Genomic DNA, 22,823 nt, shown 5'->3' with positions numbered 1-22,823 from the left:
CCGCGGCGCTAGCTTTGGACCATGACCGGCACCCCGCTCGACTTCCGGCACGACGCGGCAGCCGTCCGCGAGGCCACCGACCGCCTGCTCGTCTCCGTCGGCAAGCTGGACGACTCGACCGCCCGTGAACCCTCGCTGCTGCCCGGCTGGACGCGAGGCCATGTACTCGCGCACCTCGCACGCAACGCCGACGCCCTGGTCAACCTCCTCAACTGGGCGCGTACCGACGTCCGCACGCCGATGTACGCCAGCGCCGAGGCCCGCGCCGCCGACATCGAGCGCGGCGCCGACCGGCCGTTGGCCGAGCATCTGACCGACCTGCGCGCCACCGCCACCCGCTTCGACGCGGCCGCCGCCGCACTGCCCGCCGACCGCTACGGCTACGAGGTCGAGATGCGCAACGGCGTCGTCGAACGCGCCGACCGGCTGGCCCTACGACGGCTGGCCGAGGTCGAGTTGCACCATGTGGACCTTGACGTCGGCTACACCGTCGACCAGCTCCCACCCGGGTTCGTCACGGCCGAACTGAGCTTCCTGGCAACGGTGAAGTTCGCCGGCCACCCCAAGGTGCCCGCCCTGGTACTGGCCACCGAAGACGGCGAACGCTGGCCAACCGGCCGCACGGACGGCCCGCCGCTCACGGTCACCGGCTCCCCTTCCGCCCTCGTCGGCTGGCTCACCGGCCGCACGGACGGCACGGGTCTGGACAGCGGAGGTGTGCCGCTGCCGGAGGTGCCGCCGTTGTAGGGAACGATGGGCCGTATGACCCATGAGGACGGTTATCTGCTGGACAACCGGCAACGCGAGGCCGGTCGCCGGTTCGATGCCCTTGCCGAGATCTTCGATCCCTGGACGCTCGACCACCTCGACCGGCTTGGGCTGACGGCCGGATGGCGCTGCTGGGAGGTGGGAGCGGGCGGGACCTCGATTCCCGCGGCGCTCGCGGAACGCGTCGGGTCCACCGGGCTCGTACTGGCGACGGACATCGACGCCTCCTGGCTGACCGGTCTGACCGCCCCGGTGGAGGTGCGGCGGCACGACGTGGCGAAGGACGAGCCACCGGCCGGGGACTTCGACCTGGTGCACGCGCGTCTGGTACTGGTCCATCTGCCCGAGCGGGCCGAGGTGCTGCGCCGGTTGGCCGCGGCGGTGCGGCCCGGCGGCTGGCTGGTGGTGGAGGACGCCGACCCGGCGCTCCAGCCGCTGGCCTGCCCCGACGAGCGGGGGCGGGCCGAGGAACTGGCGAACCACATCCGCCGCGGCTTCCGTACGTTGCTCGCCCAGCGGGGTGTGGACCTCGCCTTCGGCCGCTCCCTGCCCGCCCTGCTGCGCGGCGCGGGGCTGGGCGACGTCCGGGCCGAAGGCTACCTCCCCCTCACCTCACCAGCCTGCCGGGAGCTGGAGGCCGCCACCGTACGCCAGCTGCGCCAGCAGTTGGTGGCGAACGGACTGGCCACCGAGGCGGAGATCGACCAGCACCTGGCCAACCTCCGCGGTGAGGACCTGGACGTCACCACGGCCCCACTCATCACCTGCTGGGGCCGCCGCCCCGCGTAGACCCCGCCCCAACCCAAGGGAAACGACAAGGACACCATGAGATGGCTGAACCACCTGTGCACCACTTCCCTGGCCGTGACGGCCTGGAACTCGCCTACCGGGAGACGGGCAGCGGCCGGCCCGTCGTGTTGCTCCACGGGTTCACGTCCACCGGGCCGCAGTGGATCCACCACGGCCCTGCGGCCGCCCTCGCCGAGCACGGCTACCGCGTCATCCTTCCGGATCTGCGCGGTCACGGGGACAGTTCGCGTCCCCACGATCCGGCGTCCTACCCGCCCGATGCCCTGGTCGACGACGGGCTCGCACTGGTCGACTGGCTTGGACTCGAGGACTACGACCTCGGTGGATACTCGCTGGGCGGACGGATCGTGCTGCGCATGCTGGTCCGCGGTGCCCGACCGGCTCGCGCGATCGTGGCGGGTCAAGGACTCGACGCCATCAACACGGTCACCAGCCGCACCGGCCGGTACCGCCGGGTGTTGAGCGCTCTCGCCGACCAGGAGACGATCGAGCCCGGGTCACCGGAGGAGGAACTGGCACACTGGATCACCCAGTTGGGCGGCGACCCGCGCGCACTCCGCCATGTCCTGGACACCCTCGTTGCGACGCCGAACACCGCGTTGGACCAGGTCACGGCACCCACCCTGGTGGCGGTCGGCGACCAGGACAACGCTCACTCGACCGCGCAGGAACTGGCCGCGGCACTTCCCGACGCGCGGTTCGCCCGAGTGCCCGGCGACCACTTCACCGCGTTCACCAGCCCCGAACTCGCGGCCGCCGTCCTGGCCTTCCTCAACGACCGTCCGCACCGGCCGACATCATGAACGCGAACCACCGTCCGCAAACCGAGTGCTGGTCGGTCGGCCTGCTGGATGTGGCGGGAGCGGGCCGCGGGGACCGCGACCCGCTCCACCGTCGTCCCCGCCGAAAGGCGCGAGGAACGGCGTTCACGGCCTGACGTCACAAGTCCGAAGCCGCGATCCGGTTGGAGAGCGTCCCGAGCCCCTCGATCGAGCACTCCACGGAGTCGCCCGGCTTGAGGTACCGGGGCGGTTGGGCGGCGAATCCGGTACCGGCCGGGGTGCCCGTCAAGATGATGTCGCCGGGTTCGAGTGGCACGATGCGGGAGATCTCCGCGATCGTCCGGGCTACCCCGAAGACCATCTGGCTGGTACAAGAGGTCTGCCGGGCCTCGCCGTTGAGGGTCAGCGTGATCGCCAGGTCGTGGGGGTCACGGACTTCGTCCGCGGTGGTGATCCACGGGCCCAGCGGACAGCTGGCGGCCAGGCTCTTCGACAGGTAGTACTGCTTGTGCCGGGTTTGCAGGTCCCGCGCGGTGATGTCATTGGCGACGCAGTAGCCGAAGACGTGCTCGAACACTTCGCTCTCGGCGACCTTACGGGCGTGGCGGCCGATGACCACGGCGAGTTCGACCTCCCAGTCGAACTCGTGGGACAGGGAGTAGTCGAGTGCGATCGGGCCGTGGGGTCCAGCCACGCTGGCCCTGTCCTTGGTGAACACCACCGGGTGCTTCGGGCGCCGGTAAGGCCGACCCGCCTTCTGGTACGCCTCCTCCCCGTGGTCGGTGTAGTTGAGTCCGAGGGCGAACAGGTTCTTCTCCGGGCGTGGGAGCGGTGCCAGCAGTTCGGCCTCGCTGATGGGAATCCGGTGGCCTTCCCCGGCCTTCCGCTGGGCCTCGCGCCAGAGGTCGGGACCGGCTTGGATCAGCTCCGGTACGGTGCGTGGCTGGGTGCCGTCGTCCTCTGGGACGACGAGGTGGCCGTGGTCCTCGCTGACGAATGCCAGTCGTTCCCTGCCTGCCAACCGGACGGTGGCAACTCGCAAGATTCCTCCCCCGATGTGCGTTCGACGGTGATGTGAAGCGTGTCTGATGGGCGTGTGGCACTGCGCGGTGGTGTCTGCCCGCAACGAGGTTCAGGCGAGCAGCCGTTCGAGGTTGTGGGCCACCGTGCCGCGCAGCACCTCGGAGGCGCCACCCGCCATCGTCAGCATGCGGGCATCGCGCATCAGCCGGGCCAGTGGCAACTTGTCTGACAGCCCGTTGGCACCACACATCTGGGCTGCCGCGTTGGTGACCCGGATCGCCAGTTCACCGGCGACGTACTTGGCCATGGCGCTCGGTGCGCCGGTGTCGTCACCGGCCGCCAGTTCCCTGGCGGCCCACGTGGTGATCGACTCGGCCGCCTTCACCTCGCTGACGAGCGGGGCGAGCGTGGTCCGCATGGTCAGATGGGGAGGGGATCCTGCCGGGTGGCGTTGGCTGGTGTAGTCGAAGGCAGTACGCAACGCGGACTTCGACAGGCCGATACAAATGGCCGCCTGGCCGAGGCGTTTGGCGTTGTAGTGCCGCATCACCCGGCGAAGCGAGCCCCGGTCGAAGTCGAGTACCACCCGCTCGTGCGGGACGAACACATCGTTGTAGTGGACGTGGTACTCGCCGAGGCCGCGCAGGCCGAGCTTCTGCTTGCGGTCGTCGATTTCCACCGTGCCGCCCTGCGGGCCGAGCAGGGTGCGGTCAACGAGGAAGAGGCCGATCTGCCGGGAGTCGGCTGCCGGCTTGGCCACCACGAAGTGCACCAGGCGGTGCGCGGCACCGGTGATCCAGTCCTTGTGGCCGTTGATCCGGAAGCCGCCGTCGACAGGGGTGGCGACGGTGCTGAACCGGGCGATGTTCGACCCGGTCTGCGGCTCGCTCATCGCGAAGGCCGCGTACTTGTCACCTGCGGCGATCTGCTGGAGGTAGGAGTCCCGCAGCGCTTCGGGCGCGTACTCGCGCAACATGCCGATCTGCCCGAGGTTCTGGTCCATGACAGCCTTGGCGACCGTCGGCGACACCCGGGCCAACTCCTCGAAGACGCGCAGCAGGAAGTACAGGCGCTCGGCGCCGCCGTGCGGTTGGTCGGAGTCGTAACGAAAGGCGTTGGCGAACAGGCCGAGGCCGGCCATTTCCGCGAACAACTCCTCGCCGATGTCGTCGCTGCGGTCGATGGCCTCGGCCACCGGCGCCAGTCGTTCCTGTGCGAAACGGGAAACCGTGCGGATAAACGCCTCGGTATCGGCGTCTGCGACCATTGTGACGGCGGCGGCGGGCATGGGCGCGGCTAAGTTCGACATGGTGACGGGTGGGCCTTTCAACTCGAAGTTGCGTTGTGTGGTGACTGAAACAGTCCCACTCAGACCATGCCATCCGGTCATTACGTTGCGGTTACACCACACATTGAATGGCCGGTTGTCGGCGGATGCTGTACATCACAGCAACCGAGGGTGCCGACATTGCCGTCGCGGGCCGAACTCCCCTGTACTTCCGGTAACCCGGCAGGCCTTTCAGTACTGGCGCCTCAGTCCCGCCTGCCCTAAGGAGCGACCCGTCTGCCCTGGTGGGGAGCCTGCACCGGCCACCCGAGAGGGGAGTTGGCAGTGACGGCCACCGCTGGACGACCGTGGTCCGGCACCGGCGTTCGGCGTTAACGGCCCGCAAAGGCGGGGCGTTGGTCGGCCGTTGATATCCGGCCATCTCTCACACCGGGTACCCGCCGAGCGGGATATGGGACAGGCCGGCCCGGGGCCGAACCCGCTACGCTTCCTCGCCGGAAAACGGCGAGCTTCCCAAGAAGGTAAAGGCATGCGCTTATGACACTGTCTTCGCTGAACCTCACCGTGCTGTTGCTGATGGGCGTGGCAGCGGGGGGAGTCGGAGCATTATCTGGAATCGGCGGAGGAGCGATCGTCGTCCCCGCTCTCGTGCTCGGGTACGGAGTACCCTTCCGCACGGCCGTGGCGGTGTCCTTGGCCGCCGTGATCGCCAACTCGGCCATGGGGTCCGCGACTTACTTACGGCAGGGGCTGACGCACAAGAGGCTCGCCTTCAGCCTGGAGGTGGCCACCACGGTCGGCGGCATCACCGGCAGCCTCGTCACCGCCTTCATCCCACGCCCCGCCCTGGAAGCCGTCTTCGGCGCCTCCCAGTTCCTCTCCGCCGAACTGACCAGGCAGCGCAAGCGGCGTGCGCCGCGACACACACCGGCACCGGTGGGCGCGTCCCGTCCGGCAGGGCCACCACCTGACGCACTGACCCAGCACGGGCTGCGTGCGATCGAGGGTGACTGCGCGCTGGACGGACTGATCGCCGACGAGACCGACGGCACCGCCGTCGGCTACCGCGGTCGACGCCCGATCATCGGCGCTGGTGCCTCGCTGGTGGCCGGGATGCTCTCGGGGATGCTCGGCATCGGAGGCGGGTTCCTCAAAGTGCCCGCGATGACAACGGGGATGCACGTTCCCGTTCGGGTAGCGACCGCCACCAGCCAGTTCATGATCGGCATCACCGCTGTGGCGAGCTTCGTTGTCTACTACGCGGCCGGCGTCGTCCAACCGCTTCTGATAGCCCCCGTCGTCCTGGGCATCACGCTCGGCTCGTACCTCGGATCGCGACTGTCCGGCAGGGTCTCGGTGCGGGGCATAGAAGCGGTCTACATGGCCACCGTCCTGGCTTCCGGACTTTCCTTCCTGCTCGGCGCCTTGGGAGTCCTCCATGTCTGACGCGAAACCGCGTAAGCCGTTCACTGCCGCGTCCACGCAGCCGCACAGCGAGGTTGAGGCCGACTCGTCCACGAGCACCTCCGCAGGCCAGGCCACCGGAACCCTGCGGGCGCGGATCGCGCGGGAAAGCCGGACCAACCGCATCACGGCCACCGTCCTCACCGGCGTCTGCGCCCTCGCCCTGACGCTGATCCTGACGGGCCTGGTCGTCAGCCTCGCCACCGGTGACCGCACCGCCCGCGGCCTACCGCTCACCGCGCTCGGTTCCCAGCGCGGAACCGGCTCCCTACTGCTCGGCATCGGAGTGATCACACTCGCCACCGCCCCCGCACTGGGGGTCATCACCACGGTCGCCCGCTGGCTCAAGGCCGGCGAATGGCGCTACGCCCTCGTGGCCACCCTGGTCGCCGCTCTGCTGGTCGGCGGCGCGTTCCTTGGATAGACCGGCGCGGTCGCCGCGCCATCCCGCCGTCTGGTAGCGCGTAGTCCCGTCCCCCAGACGGCGCACGGGCACCAACGACAGCGGCCTCCTACGCCGCCGGAACGGCTGGCTCCGCCTCGATCGCCCTGTGATCGGGACCCAGAAGCGATAGAAATGGTGTTATGTACGGAGGTTCCGGGCCCTTTGGGCGTAGCTCGTCCGAAGGAACCCATGTGCCCGGCCGGCCTCCCCATCCAAGACGTGGAAAGCACCCGGAGCACAGCCGACCGCACCAGGAGAAGGCCCGGTGGCTGCTTGGCCGTATGGGCTCCCTGGTGGGCGTGCGCAGCCTCGCCGGGCAGGTGTTCCTCCTGCAGTCGGCGGTCGTGGTGTTGGTCGTCGCCGCCGCGCTGGCCGCCCTCGTGGTGCAGGCACAACACGACAGCACGGCCGACGCCCGTGACCGGACCCTTGCCGCCGCGGAATCGTTCGCGAACTCCCCCGGGATCCTGGCGGCGCTGGCCAGCCCGGATCCCACCGCGGTGCTGCAGCCGAGCGCCGAGGCGGCCCGGAAGGCCGCCGGTGTCGACGCGATCATCGTGTACAAGCTGGACGGGATCACCCTCACCCACAGCGATCCGAGCCAGATCGGGAAGCGCGTCATCGGCCCCTACGCACAGGCCGCGGCCGGGCAGCCGTTCACCAGGACCTTCCAGGGCTCCTTGGGGCTCTCGGTGGTCTCGGCGGTTCCCGTCGAGGACGTCCACGGCTCCGTCGTCGCCATCGTCTCCTGTCCGCTGACGGTCGAGAGGGTGCAGCACAGGGTGAGCCGGCAGGTGCCGGTGCTGTTCGGCAGCGCGGCCGGGGCCCTTGTCATCGCCGCGGGTGGGGCAGGTCTGGTGAGCCGACGGTTGCGGCGCCAGACGCACGGCCTGGGCCCGATTGAGATGACCCGGATGTACGAGCACCACGACGCTGTCCTGCACGCGGTACGGGAGGGGGTGCTGATCATCGGGGGTGACGGTCGGCTGGTGCTGGCCAACGACGAGGCGCGACGGCTCCTGGAACTGCCGGCGGACGCGGAGCAGCGCCACATCACCGATCTGGGACTGGAGGCGGACCTCGCCGAACTGCTGACCTCCGACCGTGCGGCCACCGACGAGGTGTACCTGGTGGCCGACCGGCTGCTGGCGGTCAGCAAGCGGCTGGCCGCACCCGCCGGCTCGGCCGGCAGTGTGGTGACGCTACGGGACACCACCGAGCTGCGGGCCCTCTACGGCAGGGCCGAGACGGCCCGTGAGCGGTTGAAGCTGCTCTACGACGCCGGAGGACGTGTCGGGACCACGCTGGATGTGCAACGCACCGCGCGGGAACTGGCGGACGTGGCGGTCCCCCGGTTCGCGGACATCGCCACCGTCGAGCTCTTCGATCCCGTCCTGCGGGGTGAGGAGCCGCCCGGTGCGGGCACCGAGATACGCCGGACCGCCGCCGCGGGCCTGCAGGGGGGCGGTCCCTTCTACCCTGTCGGCAAGCTGATCCGGTTCTCCACCTCCCACCCCATCGCCGCGGGCGTCGTCAGCGGTCGGGCGGTCCTCGCGGCGAACCTGAGCACCTCCGACGGCTGGCGGGCCCAGGACCCCGAACGTGCCGAGCGGATCCTCGACCACGGCGTCCACTCCCTGCTCGTGGTCCCGTTGCGGGCCCGTGGAGTGGTGCTCGGGACGGTCGCCTTCTGGCGGGCGAACGCCTCCCCGCGGTTCGAGGAGGAGGACGTGTCCGTCGCCGAGGAACTGGCCGCCCAGGCAGCGGTGTGCATCGACAACGCCCGCCGCTACACCCGCGAGCACGCCATGGCCGTCACCCTGCAGCGCAGCCTGCTCCCCCGCGAACTGCCCGCGCAGACCGCCCTCGATGTGGCCTACCGCTACCTTCCCGCCCATGCCGGGGTCGGCGGCGACTGGTTCGACGTCATCCCGCTGTCGGGCTCCCGGGTGGCCCTGGTGGTCGGCGATGTCGTCGGCCACGGCCTGCACGCCGCGGCCACCATGGGTCGGCTGCGCACCGCCGTTCTCAACTTCTCCGCCCTGGACATGCCTCCCGACGAGTTGCTCGGCCGTCTCGACGAGCTGGTGGCCAGGATCGATGCCGAGGAGGCCGCGGGTGCGGGCGCGCCGGGGATCATCGGCGCCACCTGCCAGTACGTGGTCTACGACCCCGTCTCCGGACAGGTGGTCACCGCCACCGCGGGCCATCCGGGGTTGGCGGTGGTCCACCCCGACGGGAGCGCGGGCTTCCCCCAGGTGCCCATCAACCCGCCGCTGGGCCTGGCCGCCCGACTGCCCTTCGAGAGCGCTGAGCTGACCGTGCCCGAGGGCTCCCGGCTGGTGCTCTACACCGACGGCCTCGTCGAGGACCGCGATCGTGACCTGGACACCGGGCTGGAGGCCCTGCGCGGTGCCCTGGCCGGGCCGGACCGCACCCCGGAGGCCACCTGCGCGGCGGTGATGGAGGCCGTGCTGCCCGCCCAACCCAGGGATGACGTCGCGCTGCTGGTGGCCCGTACCCACCGGCTCGCCCCCAACCAGGTCGCCGAGTGGGACGTGCCCCGTGATCCCGCAGCGGTGCCGCCGGTGCGCAACGCCTGTGTCCGCCAGTTGGAGGAGTGGGGCCTGGAGCACATCGCCTTCGCCGCCGAACTCACCCTCAGCGAACTGATCACCAACGCCGTCCGCTACGGCACCGAACCCATCACCGTCCGGCTGCTGCGCGACCGCACCCTCATCTGCGAGGTGTCCGACGGCAGCAGCACCTCGCCCCGCATGCGCCGCGCCCAGGCCACTGACGAGGGCGGCCGCGGCCTCTTCATGGTCGCCCAGCTCGCCGATCGATGGGGCACCCGCTACACCCCCACCGGCAAAGTCATCTGGGCCGAGCACGCCCTCCACAACGGCACCGCCCTGGTGGCCGACGACCTCGGCCTGACAGCCTCCGGGAACTCCGGGACAGGGCCGCACGGCCAGCACTCGACACACAGCAACGGCGAGTCGCCCCAGGGGAGTTCATCAGCGGCTCAACGCCGCGACGCGACGGATCCATCAACGACCAGACGTCCACCGGTGACAACCGCTCGCCCCTGTCTGCCCGGCCTGGAGCCGTCGTGACCACACCTCGCGTCCGAGCGGAAACCGCCTTCGGCTGCCTCGCCCTCGCGGCCCTGGGACTGAGCGCCTGCGGCCCCACACCGCCCGCCAAACCAGAGAAGCCATCAGTGGCCACGTCCGCCGCGGACGTTGGCGGCATGGCCGCACTGATCAGCGCGGCCAGGAAGGAAGGCGGGCTCAACACGATCGCGCTCCCGCGCGACTGGGCAGACTACGGTGGCCTGATCGACGGCTTCGAGAAGAAGTACGGCATCAAGGTCACGGTCAGCGATCCGAACGGCCACAGCGAGGACGAGGTAGGCGCCGTGGCGCGGAGTGGAAGCCGGCCCGACGCCCCCGACGTGGTCGACGTGGGTGACACGTTCGCGCGGGCGGCCTCAGAGCAGAAGCTGCTCGCCCCCTACAAGGTCACCGAGTACGACGCGATCCCGAGCAGTCAGAAGGACCCGCGGGCTCGCTGGTACAACAACTACGGGGGCTACATCTCCATCGGTTGCGATGCGAGGCGTGTCAGGCCCTGCCCCCAGACCTTCGCCGAGCTCCTGAGTCCCGAGTACAGGGGCAAGGTCGCGCTGGAAGGCAATCCGACCCGCTCCGGTACCGCTTTCGCCAGCGTCTATGCCGCCGCCTTGGCGAACAACGGGTCGTTCGACAACATCCAGCCCGGTCTCGACTTCTTCGCCAAGCTGAACAGGATCGGCAACCTCAACCCCGTGCCGTCCACCTCGGCCACGGTCGACAACGGCCGGACTCCCATCGCCATCAACTGGGACTACGTCAACCTCGGCTACACCGACCAGCTCCGCGGCAGGGGCGTCGACTGGCAGGTCTCCATCCCCTTCGACGGCAGCTTCGCCCAGTACTACGCGCAGGCAGTCAACAAGAACGCCCCGCACCCGGCCGCCGCACGGCTGTGGGAGGAATACCTCTTCAGCCCCGAGGGCCAGAACCTGCGACTGCGCGGCTACGCACGCCCGGTGCTGATGGCGGCGATGGCGAAGAACGGCACCCTGGACAAGGCGGCCGCCGCGAAACTGCCGACGGTGGAGGGGACGCCCGAGTTTCCGACGGACGCGCAGCTGGAGAAGGCGCGGAAGGCGGTCGACCAGGGCTGGCCGAAGGCGGTCCCGGGCGAGAGTCCACCGGGCCGCGAAGTGCTCACGGGGCGGCCCGAGTTCTGACCGGCCTCCACCAGCTGCGCCGACCAGTTGGCGACAGTAGGCCATGGGCGCCGAGGCCAATCTCGCGTCTGCGGCGGGTACTTGGTCTGCGGACCAACCGCATCACATCCTCGACACCACGTCACCTTTTGTTTATCTTTCGGTTACCTGAATGTTCGTTCGAACCTTGGTTGTATGTCCCGACGTTGGTGCAGAGTGCATGAGGTCGGCGAAGAGTGCCTTCGCCGCTCGGTCATGTTGAAGGAGCGTTATGGCAGGGTTCGCGCTCGGCCGCCGGTGGCAACGCCTGGCCGCCGGGGTGGCGTTGACGATGGCGGCGGCCACATTGGCCCCGGCTTCGGCTTCGGCCCAGGAAGACAACCGGCCCACGGCCCACAAGATCGGCCACGTGTGGACGATCATCCTGGAGAACAAGTCCTACGAGTCGACGTTCACCGGCCTGAACCAGAACAGCTACCTGTGGAAGACACTCCCCAGATACGGGGAGTTGCTGCGCCAGTACTACGGCACCGGCCACTACAGCCTGGACAACTACATCAGCCTGGTCTCCGGCCAGGCACCGGCTCCGGACAACCAGAACGACTGTCCGCAGTACAAGAACGTCACTCCCGGCACCCCCGCCGCGGACGGCCAGACGCTCGCCTCCTCCGGCTGCGTCTACCCCAAATCGGTCAAGACGCTGTTCAACCAGCTCGACGACAAGCACGTGCCCTGGAAGGTCTACGCCCAGGACATGGGCAAGAACCCCACCAGGGAGAACGCCTACCAGTGCGGCATCCCCGGCAACCCGTCCGGCGCCGGTGTCCCCGACCCCGGCAGCGCCACCGCCAGCGACCAGTACGTGCCCAAGCACAACCCGGCCGCCTGGTTCCACTCGGTCTTCGACAACCCCAAGGACTGCGCGAACGTCGTCCCGCTGAACGGACTGCCCGCCACCAAGGGCCACCGCGCGGAGAACAGCCTCGTCCAGGACCTCAAGCACGAGGCCACCACACCCAGGTTCTCCTGGATCACTCCGGACAACTGCTCCGACGCGCACGACGCCACCTGCAAGGGCGACAACCTCTCCGGTGACCCGAACAACCACCAAGGCGGCCTGTACGCCTCGGACTTGTTCCTGGAGAAGGTCATCCCGCAGATCATGTCCTCGCCCGCCTTCCAGCACGACGGCATGATCCAGATCGTCTTCGATGAGGCTTTCCCGCCCTACAAGATGTACGGCAACTCCATCGCCGACTACACCGGCAACGCCGACAAGTCGCTCAACACACCGACGGACACCTCCCAGTCGATCGTCGCGTGCTGCAACGAGCTGCCCGGCCCCAACACCACCCAGCCCGGCTTCCAGGCGTTCGGGCAGGACACCACGCCCGGCGGCGGCATCACCGGCTCCGTGCTCATCTCCCGGTTCATCAAGCCAGGGTCCGTCAGCGACCAGCCCTACAACCACTACAGCTGGCTGCGCAGCATGGAAGACCTCTTCGGCATCGACCACGGCGGCACCGACGGCCACGGCCACCTCGGCTACGCCGGCGCCGACGGCCTGCGCTCCTTCGGCGCCGATGTCTACAACAACCCCTCCGGTCGCGCCCTGCCTCCCGCCGCCTCGGGTAGCGTCGTCTACCCCGCCGTGGCCAGCAGCCATGAGGCGGAACACCCGATCGTCAACCCGTCACCCGCCGGGCACTGACCGACCGATCCCCGCAAGGACCACGCAACTGATGAACGCTGCGCGCATCGCGGCGCCTCGCCGGGCCGACCTCGGTCGGCCCGGCCTCCGGCGCGCTCTCCCCCTCCCGCGCCTGGCCCTTCCGGCCTGCGCCGTGCTGGCGCTGCTGGCGGGCTGTGCCAGCCACCCCTCGTCCACCGACGGCAACGGCGACGCGGCCAGCACCGTCCACCGTCTGGGCGCAGTGCCGATCCCGTCGCAGCCCGCCGGGCAGGCCACTCCGACGGCCGATGAACACCATCTGCAACTGGTGGCGATGGGTGCACCCATCCGCGCCCAACTGCCCGGCGTCACCGCCCTGGTGGTGGCGAGCGGGCCGGTCGAGGACCTTCCGTCAGCGAGCGGCAAGGTGCTCGACCACGCGAAGGGGACGATCACCGTAACCGTCAGCCAGGCCACCGGGCCGCTCACCGTCAAGGCCGGCGACTTCTCCTCCCGCGACGAGCAGGGCAAGGACATCTCCCTCACACCCACCGGCCCCACAGCCGTCACCGCCGCCTCGGGGAAGTCCGCGAACCTGGTGCTGTCGGGCACGTACCACTCCGGCGCCGCACAGCTGACCTGGCGCCACGACGGCAAGGTCGTGGCGATCTGGGACTTCAACATCGAACTCGACTGACGGCCGACCTCCGCTCAGCCCTGCTGCGCCGGCGACGAACGCTCGTCAACCGGCCGCAGCAGTACGGGCGTACCGGCTCGGTGTGATGCCCAGGACCCGCTTGAAATGCCGAGTGAGGTGGGACTGGTCGTAGAAGCCGGCGGCGGACGCCACCTCGCCCGCGGGCCGTCCGTCGAGGAGCAGACGGCGGGCGAGGTCGACGCGGCGGGACGTCACGTATTGGTGGGGTGCGATGCCGAACGCGGCGCCGAAGGCACGTACGAGATGCGTGGGATGGGCGTGGAGCAGCCGCCCGGCCTCCGCCAAAGTGATGCCGTCAAGCAGTCGCTCGTCCAGTACGTCACGCAGGTCCCGGGCGACTCCGCGGTCGGGCAGCGGGCCGCCGACGGCCAGCCTCGGGCGCAGGCACTCGCGCAGTCGCTGGCTGATGAGCGCCAGACGGCTCTCCGCCTCAAGTTCGTCCCCGCGGTTGGCGAGGGCTGCGTGCAACTGTCCCACGCGCCTGCGCAGCACGGGGTCAGCGAGGTCCGGACCGTCGACCGCCGCCCCGATGAAGCTCTCGTCCAGCTGCGTCATGTCGAGGTAGAGCACTCGCTTGCGGAAGCCCTGAGCGGTGGCGGGCGAGCCGTTGTGCGGAACCTGCGGCGGGAGCAGGCTGACGGTGTCGTTCGGGGTGCCGCGCTCGTGGCGGTCCAGGTCGTAGCGGACGGCACCGTCGTCGACGATCAGCAGCGTCCATGCGTCGTGGACGTGCATGGGGTACGCGTGCTCGGTGAAGTGAGCGTGGAACACCTCCGTGACGCCCGGGACCGACGGGCGCCAAGCAGATATCTCCTGCCAGCCTGTCACGCAAAGAACGTACAAGACGGCGAAGGCACGCGGCCTGCAGTCTCACAGCATGAGAACGAGGGATGAGAACGAGACGTGGGCCGGGGTCGGGAACGGTGCCGGAACACAGAGTGCGCCTGTTCGCTTCGATACGAAGATCGCCGTCCTGCTGCGCGACGACTTGGAGCCCTGGCAGCGGCTGAACGTCACCGCCTTCGTGGTCAGCGGGCTGGGTACGGCGTCGCCCGAGGTGATCGGCGAGCCGTACGCGGACGCCGACGACACCGCGTATCTGCCGATGATCCGCCAGCCCGTGCTGGTCTTCGAGGGCACGAAGGAGATGCTGACCACCGCGCACCGTCGTGCGCTGTCCCGCTCACTGCAGACCGCTGTGTTCACCTCGGACCTGTTCAGCACGGGCAACGACCGGGACAACCGGGCAGCCGTACGGGCCGTGGGCAGGGACCAACTCGATCTGGTGGGGATGGCCGTCTACGGGCCGCGCAACGCGGTGGACAAGGTACTCAAAGGCGCGCGCATGCACCCCTGAGCAGCGAAATGGTGTAGCCAAATGGGCCCGCAGGCCCGTGCTGGGCCCCTTCCTCGGCGACGTCCAGATGCCGTGCCGCACATCCCACCGGCCCCAGGCCGCAACGGAGTTCGCAGCCGCTGCGTGATCTGCGGTGCTGGTCTGACGGAGATCCGGCGGCTGGTCACTCGCCCCACCGCCTGCCAACGCCCACCGGTCACTCCGCGCCAGCGAGAGACGCAGGCGCGAAGTGACTGGTGGGCAAATCGTTGGGCTGCGGACTCAGGCCGTGACGGCCGGCTTGAGGACCTCCTCACACCACTGCCGGAACGTCGTCGGGGTCGTCGACTCCGCGGTGCGCGGCTCGGCCTTGTCGAGGCCCTTGTTCTTGGCGTCGAACATGTCGACCATCGCCTGCGCCATTCCGTCGGTCATACCGAAGCCGGTCATGCGCTCCTTGAACGCCGCTCCCGGAATCTGCCGGTAGCCGATCTCGGTGCCGAGGACCTCGGAGATGATCCGCGCCATCTCGTTGGGTGACAGGTCCTCGGGCCCGAGGCAGGGGACCTGGCCGGACCCCTCCCATGAGCCGTCGAGCAGCAGCCGTGCGGCGGTGGCGGCGATGTCACGGGTGGCGACGGTGGGACTCTTCAGGTCCGGGTCGATCATCATGAAGAACATGCCCTGTTCCTTGATCGCGCCGACCTGGTGGAGCAGGTTGTGCATGAATGACGGGCATGCCACCGCCCGGTAGGCGACGCCCGAGGCGGCGATCAGGTCGTTCATCGCCAGCGACGCGGTGACCAGGCCGGCGCTGTCGGCCATCGGCGTCCCGCGGCCCAGCGCGGAGATGCCCACGACGCGCTTGACGCCGTGGCGTGTGAACGCGTCGCACGCGGGGCGAGTGAAGTCGACGTAGGAGGCTTCGGCGCTCGGTGCGGCCGGATCGTCCGGCGCGAGCCAGAAGACGGCCTCAGCGCCGTCACACGCCCGGTCGATGACGGCCGCGTCGCCGTGCGAGCCCTCCACAACCTCGGTCCGCTCACGCACCTCGGGGGCCAGCCGCGAGGGGTCACGGGCGACGAGGCGCAGGGCCGCCCCGCGATCGAGCAGTTCATCGACGAGCAGGCGGCCGATGGCGCTGGTGGGCGCGGTGATGACGATCATGTCTGTCCTTTTCCATTCCTTGAGGTGTTGGTGGGCCGCAGCGGCGGTCATGATCGGAAGCGGCACGACCCGACGCCGACTCCGACGCTGGTGTTGCTGGTGAACGCGTCGCGAATGCCGTGCGGGAGGTGCGCGCGAACGGCCGGAGTCGGGACGCTCGCCGCATGTCGCAGGGCGGCAGTGACTGAGTGCTGGACCGGGAGGTCAGGCTGGGCGCGGGATGTAGGCCAGGCCGTGGGCGCCGGGCTCGCCGAGCTTGGCGATGTCCAGCCGGGCCAGGCCCCGCACAGTCTCCAGGTCGACGATGTCGACGGTGGACGAGGCGACACAGGCCACATAGGCGATCCGGCCGTCGGGCGACGAGGTGATGGTCAGCGGGCAGAGACCCACCTCGATCCGGCCCAGTTGCTCGCGGGTGTCAGCGGAGAAAACCGTGAGGCGACCCGGCGCGTGGCGGCCGAGTCGGGACACCGGGTCGGATTCCATGGGCACTTCGCCCGCGAGCACCTTTCCCGTCGACGTCAGGTGCACTGGCAGGACGATGTCCTTCGTGGGCAGCGTGTCGACGACGGACGCCGTCCGGGCGTCGATGACCCGGATCCCGGTGGTCGGCCGATCCTCGTCGGTGGCGGAGAAGGAACCCCCGTAAGGCGAGGCGACAAAGGCGTGCGTGCCGTCGTCGGAGACGGCGAGTCCCTCGCTGCCCGGCACCTCGACCTTCGCGGTGAGCGTTCCGCGTTCGAGGTCGACGACCGACACGAACGGCGCCTCCTTGTTGGTGGCGTAACCCGTCCTTCCCGCCGGATCGATGGCGAACCAGTGCGGGCCGGGCGCGTCCGTGTCGATCCGGCCCACGAGCCGACGGGTCTGCGTGTCGATCACCACGACACCGCCGGGCCGATCCGCCAAACCCTCCACGCTGACGTAGAGGCGACGACGCGCCGTGTCCAACGCCAGCCCGTGCGGCCCGTGTTCCGGGGCGAGGTCGACGACCTCGACGATGCGGCGCGAGTCAGGGTCGATCACGGTCAGCTCGGTGCGTCGGCCGCTGTTCGCGTGGTAATAGCCCGAGTGATACGCCGTTGTGCACCACAGCAGTCGCTGCGTCGGGTCGAAGCACAACTCGTGCGGCTCTGCGAGGACTTGCACCGTACCGAGGTGGCGGTCGGAGGCGGCGTCGAAGAACGAGACCGTCGGCCCGCTCTGACTGACAACGGCCAGAACATCGCCTTCTCGACCGGCGCGGGGGGACTGCTGCACAGCGTGCTCCTTCAACGGGGCGAACGAGGTGCCACGCGTCATCGCGGACGTCCCCACTCTCCGCGCAAGCGGATTCCGCGACAATGCAAAGATCGGCACCCAATAATTGACTCATACGCAAAATTGCAGCTCAGGAGCATCAATTGGACCTCAACCTGCTGCGCGCCCTGGACGCCCTGCTCCAGGAGAACAGCGTGACCCGCGCCGCGGAGCGACTCGGCACGTCGCCCGCAGCCGCCAGCCGTACCCTGGCCCGGCTCCGCCGCGCCGTCGGCGACCCTCTACTGGTCCGCGCGGGCCAGGGGATGGTCCCGACCCCGCGAGCCCTGGAACTCCGTGAGGAGGTCAGCGAGTTGCTGCGCGGCTGCGACAACGTCTTGCGGCCCGGCGCTGGTTTCGATGCCGTGCATCTCCAGCGCACCTTCACTGTGCAGGCCACCGACCTGCTCCTGGTGGGGCTGGCCGGGACCTTGACCGAGCGGATACACACGGAGGCCCCGCACGTGGACGTCGTCTTCCTGCCGGAGGCGGTGGAGGGCGGCCCCGGGCTGCGTCAGGGCTGGGTGGACGTCGAACTCGGCGTCCTCGGAAATCTGGACCCGGAGATCCGGACCCGGCGGCTCACCCGGATGAGGCTGGTCGGCATCGCCCGCAGCGGTCATCCCCTCTTCGACGGGCGGATCGACGCCCGCCGTTTCGCCGCGGCCGACCACATCGGCATCTCCCGACTCGGCAAGCGCCTGGGGCCCATCGACGGCGCGCTCGCGGAACTCGGGCTGCGGCGCCGCATCGCGGTCGTCGTACCCAGCCATACGAGCGCGATGATGCTCGCCCGGGACAGCAACCTCGTTGCGCTGAGCCTGGCCGACTGGCTCCCCGACACCATCTCCGCGTTGGGGCTGCGTACCTTCCCCGTACCCCTCGACCTGGCACCACTCGACCTCGGAATGGCCTGGCATCCCCGCAACTCGACCGATCCGGGGCACCGTTGGTTCCGCGACCACTTGGCAGCCGCGGTCCTGGCCCCGCCAGGGACGGGAAACGGCAACTCCCAGGGGAGCACAACACTGTAGGGACGAGGGCGGCCACGGCCTGCCGCCGTCGCTGCTCAAGCCGAGCCACTCCTGATCCAGGACGTCATGCGGCGTCAAGTGCGTTCGTATACGGTCACAGCGAACGGACGATGCGATGTCGTCCAAACCTGCTCGGAATGCAGGATGAGCGCCGTGTTGTCATCGAAGGGCCGGTACAACCCGCGGGACTCCGGCCATGGATGAACGAGCACCAGCATTCCCCCCGGAGCGAGCAGCGCGGCGATCCGCGCGCAACCCAACGACAGTCGGTCATTTCTGCCCAGGTAATAGAGCAGTTCGCAGCAGAAAGCAAGATCGAACCTATGGCGAGGACTATGGGTGAGGACATCCAGGGCTTCGAACGTGATCTCGCGGCCAGCCGCTGTGGCGCGGCTTCGCGCCCGAGTGAGCGCACGCTCGGAGATGTCGACGCCCAAAACGTCCGCGGCTGGATGGGCCTCGGCCACGAGATGGGTGAAAGTCCCCTCGCTGCAACCGATGTCCACGATCCGCCGGTACTGTCGCCGGGGCACACAAGCAAGGGTCTGCGCATACTTGAACGCCTCGTAGGGATCCACCGCGTGGCCCCACGGATCGGGTCGTCTGTGCTTGTGCTCGAAACAGGCCCGCAAGAGCCTTCCCTGCTGCTCCGGAGGAAGCAGGGAAGGCATGTGGAACAGCCCACGATGGATCCTGTCACATACAGTGCGAACGAGTCCCATGAAGGTCGCCGCTTTCGGGTCACTGCCAGCCGTCACATGCTTTGTCTATCGCCGAACGGCCAGCCACAGTGTGTCGACGCCCCGGGGGCGTACATACTGAGCCTTTCCTATCCTGGCTGCTAAGCGCGCGTCAGTCGATTCCCGTTTCGGGACAGCGCGTTTCCAGAGGTCAGCCGCCCAACTTGAGAGCGTCCAAGTGCCGCCGCAGGAACTGCCATAGCAGCTTCGGCGAATAGCGGTCGGGCAACAGCGCCGCCTGCGGTGCTCCGGCCGCCGAAGGCACGGACCTGGTCCCGGCGTGGTCACACGCCCTGCGTCTCCGTCCGGGCCTCGGGCTCGGGGCGTATCTCGTCGGCGTGGTGTGTCGCAGGCGCGGTCATCGCACCCGGCTCATCTTCCGGACGCTGGTGCACCATGGCCGTAAGGGCGAGCGGAAAGGTTTTCGGGAGAAGGACTTCGCCGTCTTGCTGGACGCGGTTCACCAGCAGCTCGGAGGCCCCATCGTGCTGCCGAGTAGCCGAGGGGATTCTCACCCCTCGGCTCTCACAGAACCGTGCGTAACAGTCGCCCGTTACACGGCTCTTGCCGTTCTGATCAGCAGGCCAGTACGGCATCAGTTGTCAGGCGCACTGGCATCAGTCCGAGGAAGGAAGATACGCCATGCCCACCAAGACGCTGCAGATTCCCACCACGGATGGCCAGGCCGACGCTTTCGCCGCCTTCCCCGACGGCGGTGAGCGGCGCCCGGGGGTGCTGCTCTACACGGACGCCTTCGGTGTGCGGCCCGTGCTAGTGGAGATGGCTCGCGAACTGGCCGAGCACGGGTACTACGTGCTCGTCCCCAACCTCTACTACCGGCACGGCGCGGCCCCGGTGATCGAACTTCCCGAGCACATCGGAGAAGAGATCCGGCCCGCAGTCATCGCCCAGCTGATGCCCTTGGTCGAGGAGCACACCAGCGAACGTGTACTGGGCGACGCCGACGCCTACCTCAGGTTCCTCACCGCCCAGCCCGAGGTCAGCGCCGGACCGGTCGCCGTGATCGGTTACTGCATAGGCGCCGCGTTGGCGATGCGCACCGCAGCGGCCCATCCCGGCCAAGTGGCCGCCGTCGCCGGATTCCACCCCGGCTTCTTGGTCACGGACGCGCCCGACAGCCCGCACCGCCTCGTCCCCAAGATCAGTGCCCAAGTCCACCTCGGCCTCGCCGAGAACGACATGTCGTCCGAGTCCATCAGCAAGCTCAGCCAGGCCCTGGATGCCGCAGGCGTCGGCTACACCATCGAGATCTATCCCGGCACCATCCACGGCTACACCATGTCCGACACCGACGCCTTCAACCCCTCCGCACTGCAGCGCCACTGGGACCGCCTGCTCCCCCTCCTTGATCGCACCCTGGCGAACAGTTGAGGCTCCGGCCCGGAAACCACACCTGAAGTACACGGCCCCGCAGTCCCTAACTCACACGCCAGCCGCAAAGTAGGAGCCGGGACTTGATGATCGAGACGGCCAACGACGAGACGTACGGGCGCGTGCGGGCGTAGGACGCGAACTGGCCTGTCACTACTCTGACGATGACGTGCTGGCCAGGGCCCGCCGAACCTCTGCTGCCGGGGACGGAGTGCGCTTGCTCTGCGTGAGCAGTCGATGGTGGAAGTCGTCCAGGACGATCACGTGCGGGGCGTGACGGTCGATGAGCGCGCCGATGTCGGGCGGAACGCCGTCGGGTCGGTGGCCTTGGCCCGGTTCGCGCAGGAAGGTCCCGTGCTCGGTGCCACCACGCACGCCGTCGGGCAGGTGATGACGAAGCAGGTGGCCCTGTACGTAGCAGCGGTCGTACACAAGATGATCGGCAAGGAAGGCGCCCTCCTCCGCTGATAGCTCGAAGTCGCGGCTCAACACGAGCCCAAAGTCCGTGAAGTACACCTGCTGGCCGTCGGTGATCAGGTTGCCGAAGTGCGCGTCGAAGTGGACCAGCCCGCGCGTGCTCATGAACTCCGTCCCCCGCAGCAGTTCATCCTCGACCCACCGATAGGACAACTCGCCTCCTGGCTCCGGCCAGGCCGCATCACGGGCACCGCCGAGCCACGCAGCGAGCGTCTGGGGCACATGCTCCAGGAAGAGCACCAGGCTGAAGGAGGACCTTCCAATGGCCTCCAGTCGACGGCGCACCGCCGGCGACCCATCCCAATTCGCGACAGCTCCCTCAATGCCCCCGAACTCATCAGCGAAGTCAGCAGGGGGACTGTCAGGCAGAACCCGCCAGTGATAAAGCAGCGGGAAACCCGCGTACTCGTTCTTCAGTACCCAGCCCGTGGTCATGATGTGCGCGGCCAGCTCACGCCAGGCACCGAACCCCGCGCCTCGCTCGAACGTCAGAGCAAGAAAGCCCCGGCGGCCCGGCGAGGAAGCCTGCCGCGCGGAAGGCCGCAGCCAGGCAGCCCGCCTGGAAGACGGCAGCGAAGAAGGCCACGGCCCAGAAGGACCTCGGCGAAGAAGACCGGCCGCAGCGCCTGACCAGCGGCTAGGTCAAGTCCGGGCGGTCAGACAAGCGCGCTGAGGAGGAAGCCGGCGCCCCGGAGGATCTGGCCCACGGCTGGGGCGCTCTGAAAGGTGCCGGTGGCCGCACCGCCAGACGAGGTGGTGCGGGTTTGTGCCTGGGAGGGGGTGGCCAGAGCGATGCCTCCCAGGGCGAGCAGGGCACTTGCCGTGACGGTCGCGGTGGTACGGCGGATGTTGTTCACAGAAGAACCTCTCGAACGGCGGCGTATGCGGCATGGGGTCAGCCGAGACGTTTCCCCGGCCGCAATCCGCGCACACGCGGCCGTCCTCGCATCCACCCTTACAGCCGAGGACGTGCCGGAGCAGCCCTGCTCCGGCGGGCTCAACGCCCTAGTGATCTGGTCCGGAGATCCTGTCGCAGTAGCGGCAGATGCGGTCGATGATCTGGTCTGCGGTCTTGGTCCATCTGAAGGGCCTGGCCTGCTCGTTCCAGGTCTTGATCCAGTCCTCGAGCGCGGTCTTCAGTTCGTCGAGTGAGCAGAACACCCCGCGTTCGAGGCAGCGCCGTTCCAGCTCGGCGAACCATCGCTCGACCTGGTTGATCCAGGACGAGTAGGTCGGGGTGAAGTGCAGCTCGAACCGGGGATGCGCAAGAAGCCACTTGTGCACCACCGGTGCCTTGTGGGCGGAGAGGTTGTCGCAGATCACGTGGACCGCCAGGCCGGAATCGGTCTGGCGGTCGATCTCGTCCAGGAAGTCACGGAAGTCCACGGCCCGGTGCTGCGCGGACAGTTTGCCGATCACCTTTCCGGTCGCGGTGTTCAGGGCCGCGAACAGGTCAACCGTGCCGTGCCGCACGTAGTCGAAGCTGCGCCGTTCGGGAACACCGGGCATCATCGGCAGCACCGGAGCGGTCCGCTCAAGGGCCTGGATCTGCGGTTTCTCGTCCATCGCGAAGACCGCCGCGTTCGCCGGCGGGGCCAGATACAGCCCGACCACATCACGGATCTTGTCGATCAGCAGCGGGTCCGGTGAGATCTTGAAGTCCTCCGTCCGCCAGGGCTGAAGCCCGAAGGCCCGCCAGATCCGCAGCACACTCGTCGGCGAGATCCCCACCCGCCTGGCCAGCTCCCGCTTGGACCAGTGGGTGGCACCCTCGGGCACCTCTTCGAGAGTGCGCACCACCACCTCTTCCACCTGGGCGTCGGTGATGGTGCGGGGCACACCGGGACGGGGATCGTCGGACAGCCCGTCGAGCCGACGCTGGAGAAATCTGGTCCGCCACCGGCGCACGGTCGCGCGATCGGTCTCCAGCCGTGCGGCCACTGCGGTGTTGTTCAGCCCGTCCGCACAGGCCAGCACGATCCGGGCCCGTCTGGCCAGCCCCTGCGCGGTCGTCCGGCGTTTGGCCCACCCCTGCAACACCAGCCGCTCGTCCTCGGATAACACCAGCGGCTGCAGCCTGCTGTCGCCCACACCTCCAGCAGACCGCAGCCGACTGGCCGCTGTCACCG

The 22,823-nt window shown here is 68.9% G+C and carries 21 protein-coding genes and 1 pseudogene; 13 read left to right on the top strand and 9 right to left on the bottom strand.

Features of this window, described 5'->3' with window-relative positions; all coding sequences use genetic code 11:
* The first annotated feature begins 21 nt into the window (after positions 1-21).
* Genes P3G67_RS31380 through P3G67_RS31370 form a run of 3 tightly spaced genes read left to right on the top strand, consistent with a single transcriptional unit; the run spans position 22 to position 2,381 of the window.
* Positions 22-747, top strand: coding sequence for a maleylpyruvate isomerase family mycothiol-dependent enzyme (locus P3G67_RS31380; protein WP_276096525.1), 726 nt, complete (start codon positions 22-24; stop codon positions 745-747).
* Positions 748-762: 15 nt separating this feature from the next.
* Positions 763-1,557: a class I SAM-dependent methyltransferase gene (locus P3G67_RS31375; protein ID WP_276096524.1), complete on the top strand. Its 795-nt coding sequence runs from the start codon at positions 763-765 to the stop codon at positions 1,555-1,557.
* Positions 1,558-1,598: 41 nt separating this feature from the next.
* A complete protein-coding gene (locus P3G67_RS31370) occupies positions 1,599-2,381 on the top strand; it encodes an alpha/beta fold hydrolase (protein WP_276096523.1) in 783 nt (260 codons plus the stop codon).
* Between the two features lie 136 nt (positions 2,382-2,517).
* Here P3G67_RS31370 and P3G67_RS31365 read toward each other — a convergent pair whose 3' ends face one another.
* The gene (locus P3G67_RS31365) at positions 2,518-3,402 is read right to left on the bottom strand and encodes a fumarylacetoacetate hydrolase family protein (RefSeq protein ID WP_276096522.1); all 885 of its coding nucleotides are present in this window, start codon (positions 3,400-3,402) and stop codon (positions 2,518-2,520) included.
* A 90-nt stretch (positions 3,403-3,492) separates the two neighbouring features.
* Positions 3,493-4,692, bottom strand: a complete 1,200-nt coding sequence (locus tag P3G67_RS31360; protein ID WP_276096521.1) for an acyl-CoA dehydrogenase family protein — start codon at positions 4,690-4,692, stop codon at positions 3,493-3,495.
* Between the two features lie 516 nt (positions 4,693-5,208).
* Between P3G67_RS31360 and P3G67_RS31355 the strand changes: the two genes are divergently transcribed.
* The 6 genes from P3G67_RS31355 to P3G67_RS31330 all read left to right on the top strand — a co-directional run bounded on the left by P3G67_RS31355 (position 5,209) and on the right by P3G67_RS31330 (position 13,228).
* Positions 5,209-6,117, top strand: coding sequence for a sulfite exporter TauE/SafE family protein (locus tag P3G67_RS31355; RefSeq protein WP_276096520.1), 909 nt, complete (start codon positions 5,209-5,211; stop codon positions 6,115-6,117).
* On the top strand, positions 6,110-6,559 hold the full coding sequence (locus tag P3G67_RS31350; RefSeq protein ID WP_276096519.1) for a DUF1634 domain-containing protein: 450 nt from the start codon (positions 6,110-6,112) through the stop codon (positions 6,557-6,559). Before P3G67_RS31355 ends, P3G67_RS31350 begins: the two co-directional genes overlap by 8 nt.
* A gap of 302 nt (positions 6,560-6,861) precedes the next feature.
* Entirely contained in the window at positions 6,862-9,699 is a 2,838-nt protein-coding gene (locus P3G67_RS31345) for a SpoIIE family protein phosphatase/ATP-binding protein (RefSeq protein ID WP_276096518.1), read from the top strand.
* Positions 9,696-10,880 carry an ABC transporter substrate-binding protein gene (locus tag P3G67_RS31340; protein ID WP_276096517.1) on the top strand — a complete coding sequence of 395 codons (1,185 nt, stop codon included), beginning with the start codon at positions 9,696-9,698 and terminating at the stop codon, positions 10,878-10,880. The genes P3G67_RS31345 and P3G67_RS31340 overlap by 4 nt, the downstream gene beginning before the upstream one ends.
* Positions 10,881-11,130: 250 nt before the next feature.
* On the top strand, positions 11,131-12,570 hold the full coding sequence (locus tag P3G67_RS31335; RefSeq protein WP_276096516.1) for an alkaline phosphatase family protein: 1,440 nt from the start codon (positions 11,131-11,133) through the stop codon (positions 12,568-12,570).
* A 31-nt stretch (positions 12,571-12,601) separates the two neighbouring features.
* Positions 12,602-13,228 carry a hypothetical protein gene (locus P3G67_RS31330; RefSeq protein ID WP_269854681.1) on the top strand — a complete coding sequence of 209 codons (627 nt, stop codon included), beginning with the start codon at positions 12,602-12,604 and terminating at the stop codon, positions 13,226-13,228.
* A 45-nt stretch (positions 13,229-13,273) separates the two neighbouring features.
* On the opposite strand, the gene P3G67_RS31325 is transcribed toward P3G67_RS31330, so the two are convergent.
* Complete coding sequence (locus P3G67_RS31325; RefSeq protein WP_276096515.1) at positions 13,274-14,077, bottom strand: helix-turn-helix transcriptional regulator; 804 nt, start codon at positions 14,075-14,077, stop codon at positions 13,274-13,276.
* A 49-nt stretch (positions 14,078-14,126) separates the two neighbouring features.
* On the opposite strand from P3G67_RS31325, the gene P3G67_RS31320 reads away from it, so the two are divergent.
* Entirely contained in the window at positions 14,127-14,606 is a 480-nt protein-coding gene (locus tag P3G67_RS31320) for a DUF2000 domain-containing protein (RefSeq protein WP_276096514.1), read from the top strand.
* A gap of 261 nt (positions 14,607-14,867) precedes the next feature.
* Here P3G67_RS31320 and P3G67_RS31315 read toward each other — a convergent pair whose 3' ends face one another.
* Positions 14,868-15,752, bottom strand: a complete 885-nt coding sequence (locus P3G67_RS31315; RefSeq protein ID WP_276096513.1) for an NAD(P)H-binding protein — start codon at positions 15,750-15,752, stop codon at positions 14,868-14,870.
* Positions 15,753-15,956: 204 nt separating this feature from the next.
* The gene (locus tag P3G67_RS31310; RefSeq protein ID WP_276096512.1) at positions 15,957-17,012 is read right to left on the bottom strand and encodes a YncE family protein; all 1,056 of its coding nucleotides are present in this window, start codon (positions 17,010-17,012) and stop codon (positions 15,957-15,959) included.
* A gap of 143 nt (positions 17,013-17,155) precedes the next feature.
* Between P3G67_RS31310 and P3G67_RS31305 the strand changes: the two genes are divergently transcribed.
* On the top strand, positions 17,156-18,085 hold the full coding sequence (locus P3G67_RS31305; RefSeq protein ID WP_276096511.1) for a LysR family transcriptional regulator: 930 nt from the start codon (positions 17,156-17,158) through the stop codon (positions 18,083-18,085).
* Positions 18,086-18,159: 74 nt separating this feature from the next.
* Here P3G67_RS31305 and P3G67_RS31300 read toward each other — a convergent pair whose 3' ends face one another.
* Positions 18,160-18,756, bottom strand: a complete 597-nt coding sequence (locus P3G67_RS31300; protein WP_276096510.1) for a class I SAM-dependent methyltransferase — start codon at positions 18,754-18,756, stop codon at positions 18,160-18,162.
* Positions 18,757-19,068: 312 nt separating this feature from the next.
* Between P3G67_RS31300 and P3G67_RS36390 the strand changes: the two are divergent.
* Positions 19,069-19,316: pseudogene (locus P3G67_RS36390) on the top strand (IS630 family transposase); the annotation flags it as partial.
* Positions 19,317-19,467: 151 nt separating this feature from the next.
* Entirely contained in the window at positions 19,468-20,217 is a 750-nt protein-coding gene (locus P3G67_RS31295; protein WP_276096509.1) for a dienelactone hydrolase family protein, read from the top strand.
* A gap of 153 nt (positions 20,218-20,370) precedes the next feature.
* Here the strand turns inward: P3G67_RS31295 and P3G67_RS31290 are convergent, their stop codons facing one another.
* The 3 genes from P3G67_RS31290 to P3G67_RS31280 form a co-directional block, all read right to left on the bottom strand.
* The gene (locus P3G67_RS31290) at positions 20,371-21,186 is read right to left on the bottom strand and encodes a hypothetical protein (protein WP_276096573.1); all 816 of its coding nucleotides are present in this window, start codon (positions 21,184-21,186) and stop codon (positions 20,371-20,373) included.
* A 164-nt stretch (positions 21,187-21,350) separates the two neighbouring features.
* Positions 21,351-21,551 carry a hypothetical protein gene (locus P3G67_RS31285; RefSeq protein WP_276096508.1) on the bottom strand — a complete coding sequence of 67 codons (201 nt, stop codon included), beginning with the start codon at positions 21,549-21,551 and terminating at the stop codon, positions 21,351-21,353.
* A gap of 148 nt (positions 21,552-21,699) precedes the next feature.
* Positions 21,700-22,785 carry an IS630 family transposase gene (locus P3G67_RS31280; protein WP_276096507.1) on the bottom strand — a complete coding sequence of 362 codons (1,086 nt, stop codon included), beginning with the start codon at positions 22,783-22,785 and terminating at the stop codon, positions 21,700-21,702.
* Positions 22,786-22,823 lie beyond the last annotated feature (38 nt).

This window comes from Streptomyces silvisoli (assembly GCF_029269905.1).
GTDB classification, from domain to species: Bacteria; Actinomycetota; Actinomycetes; order Streptomycetales; family Streptomycetaceae; genus Streptantibioticus_A; species Streptantibioticus_A silvisoli_A.
This window is presented reverse-complemented; position numbering and strand designations above follow the sequence as displayed.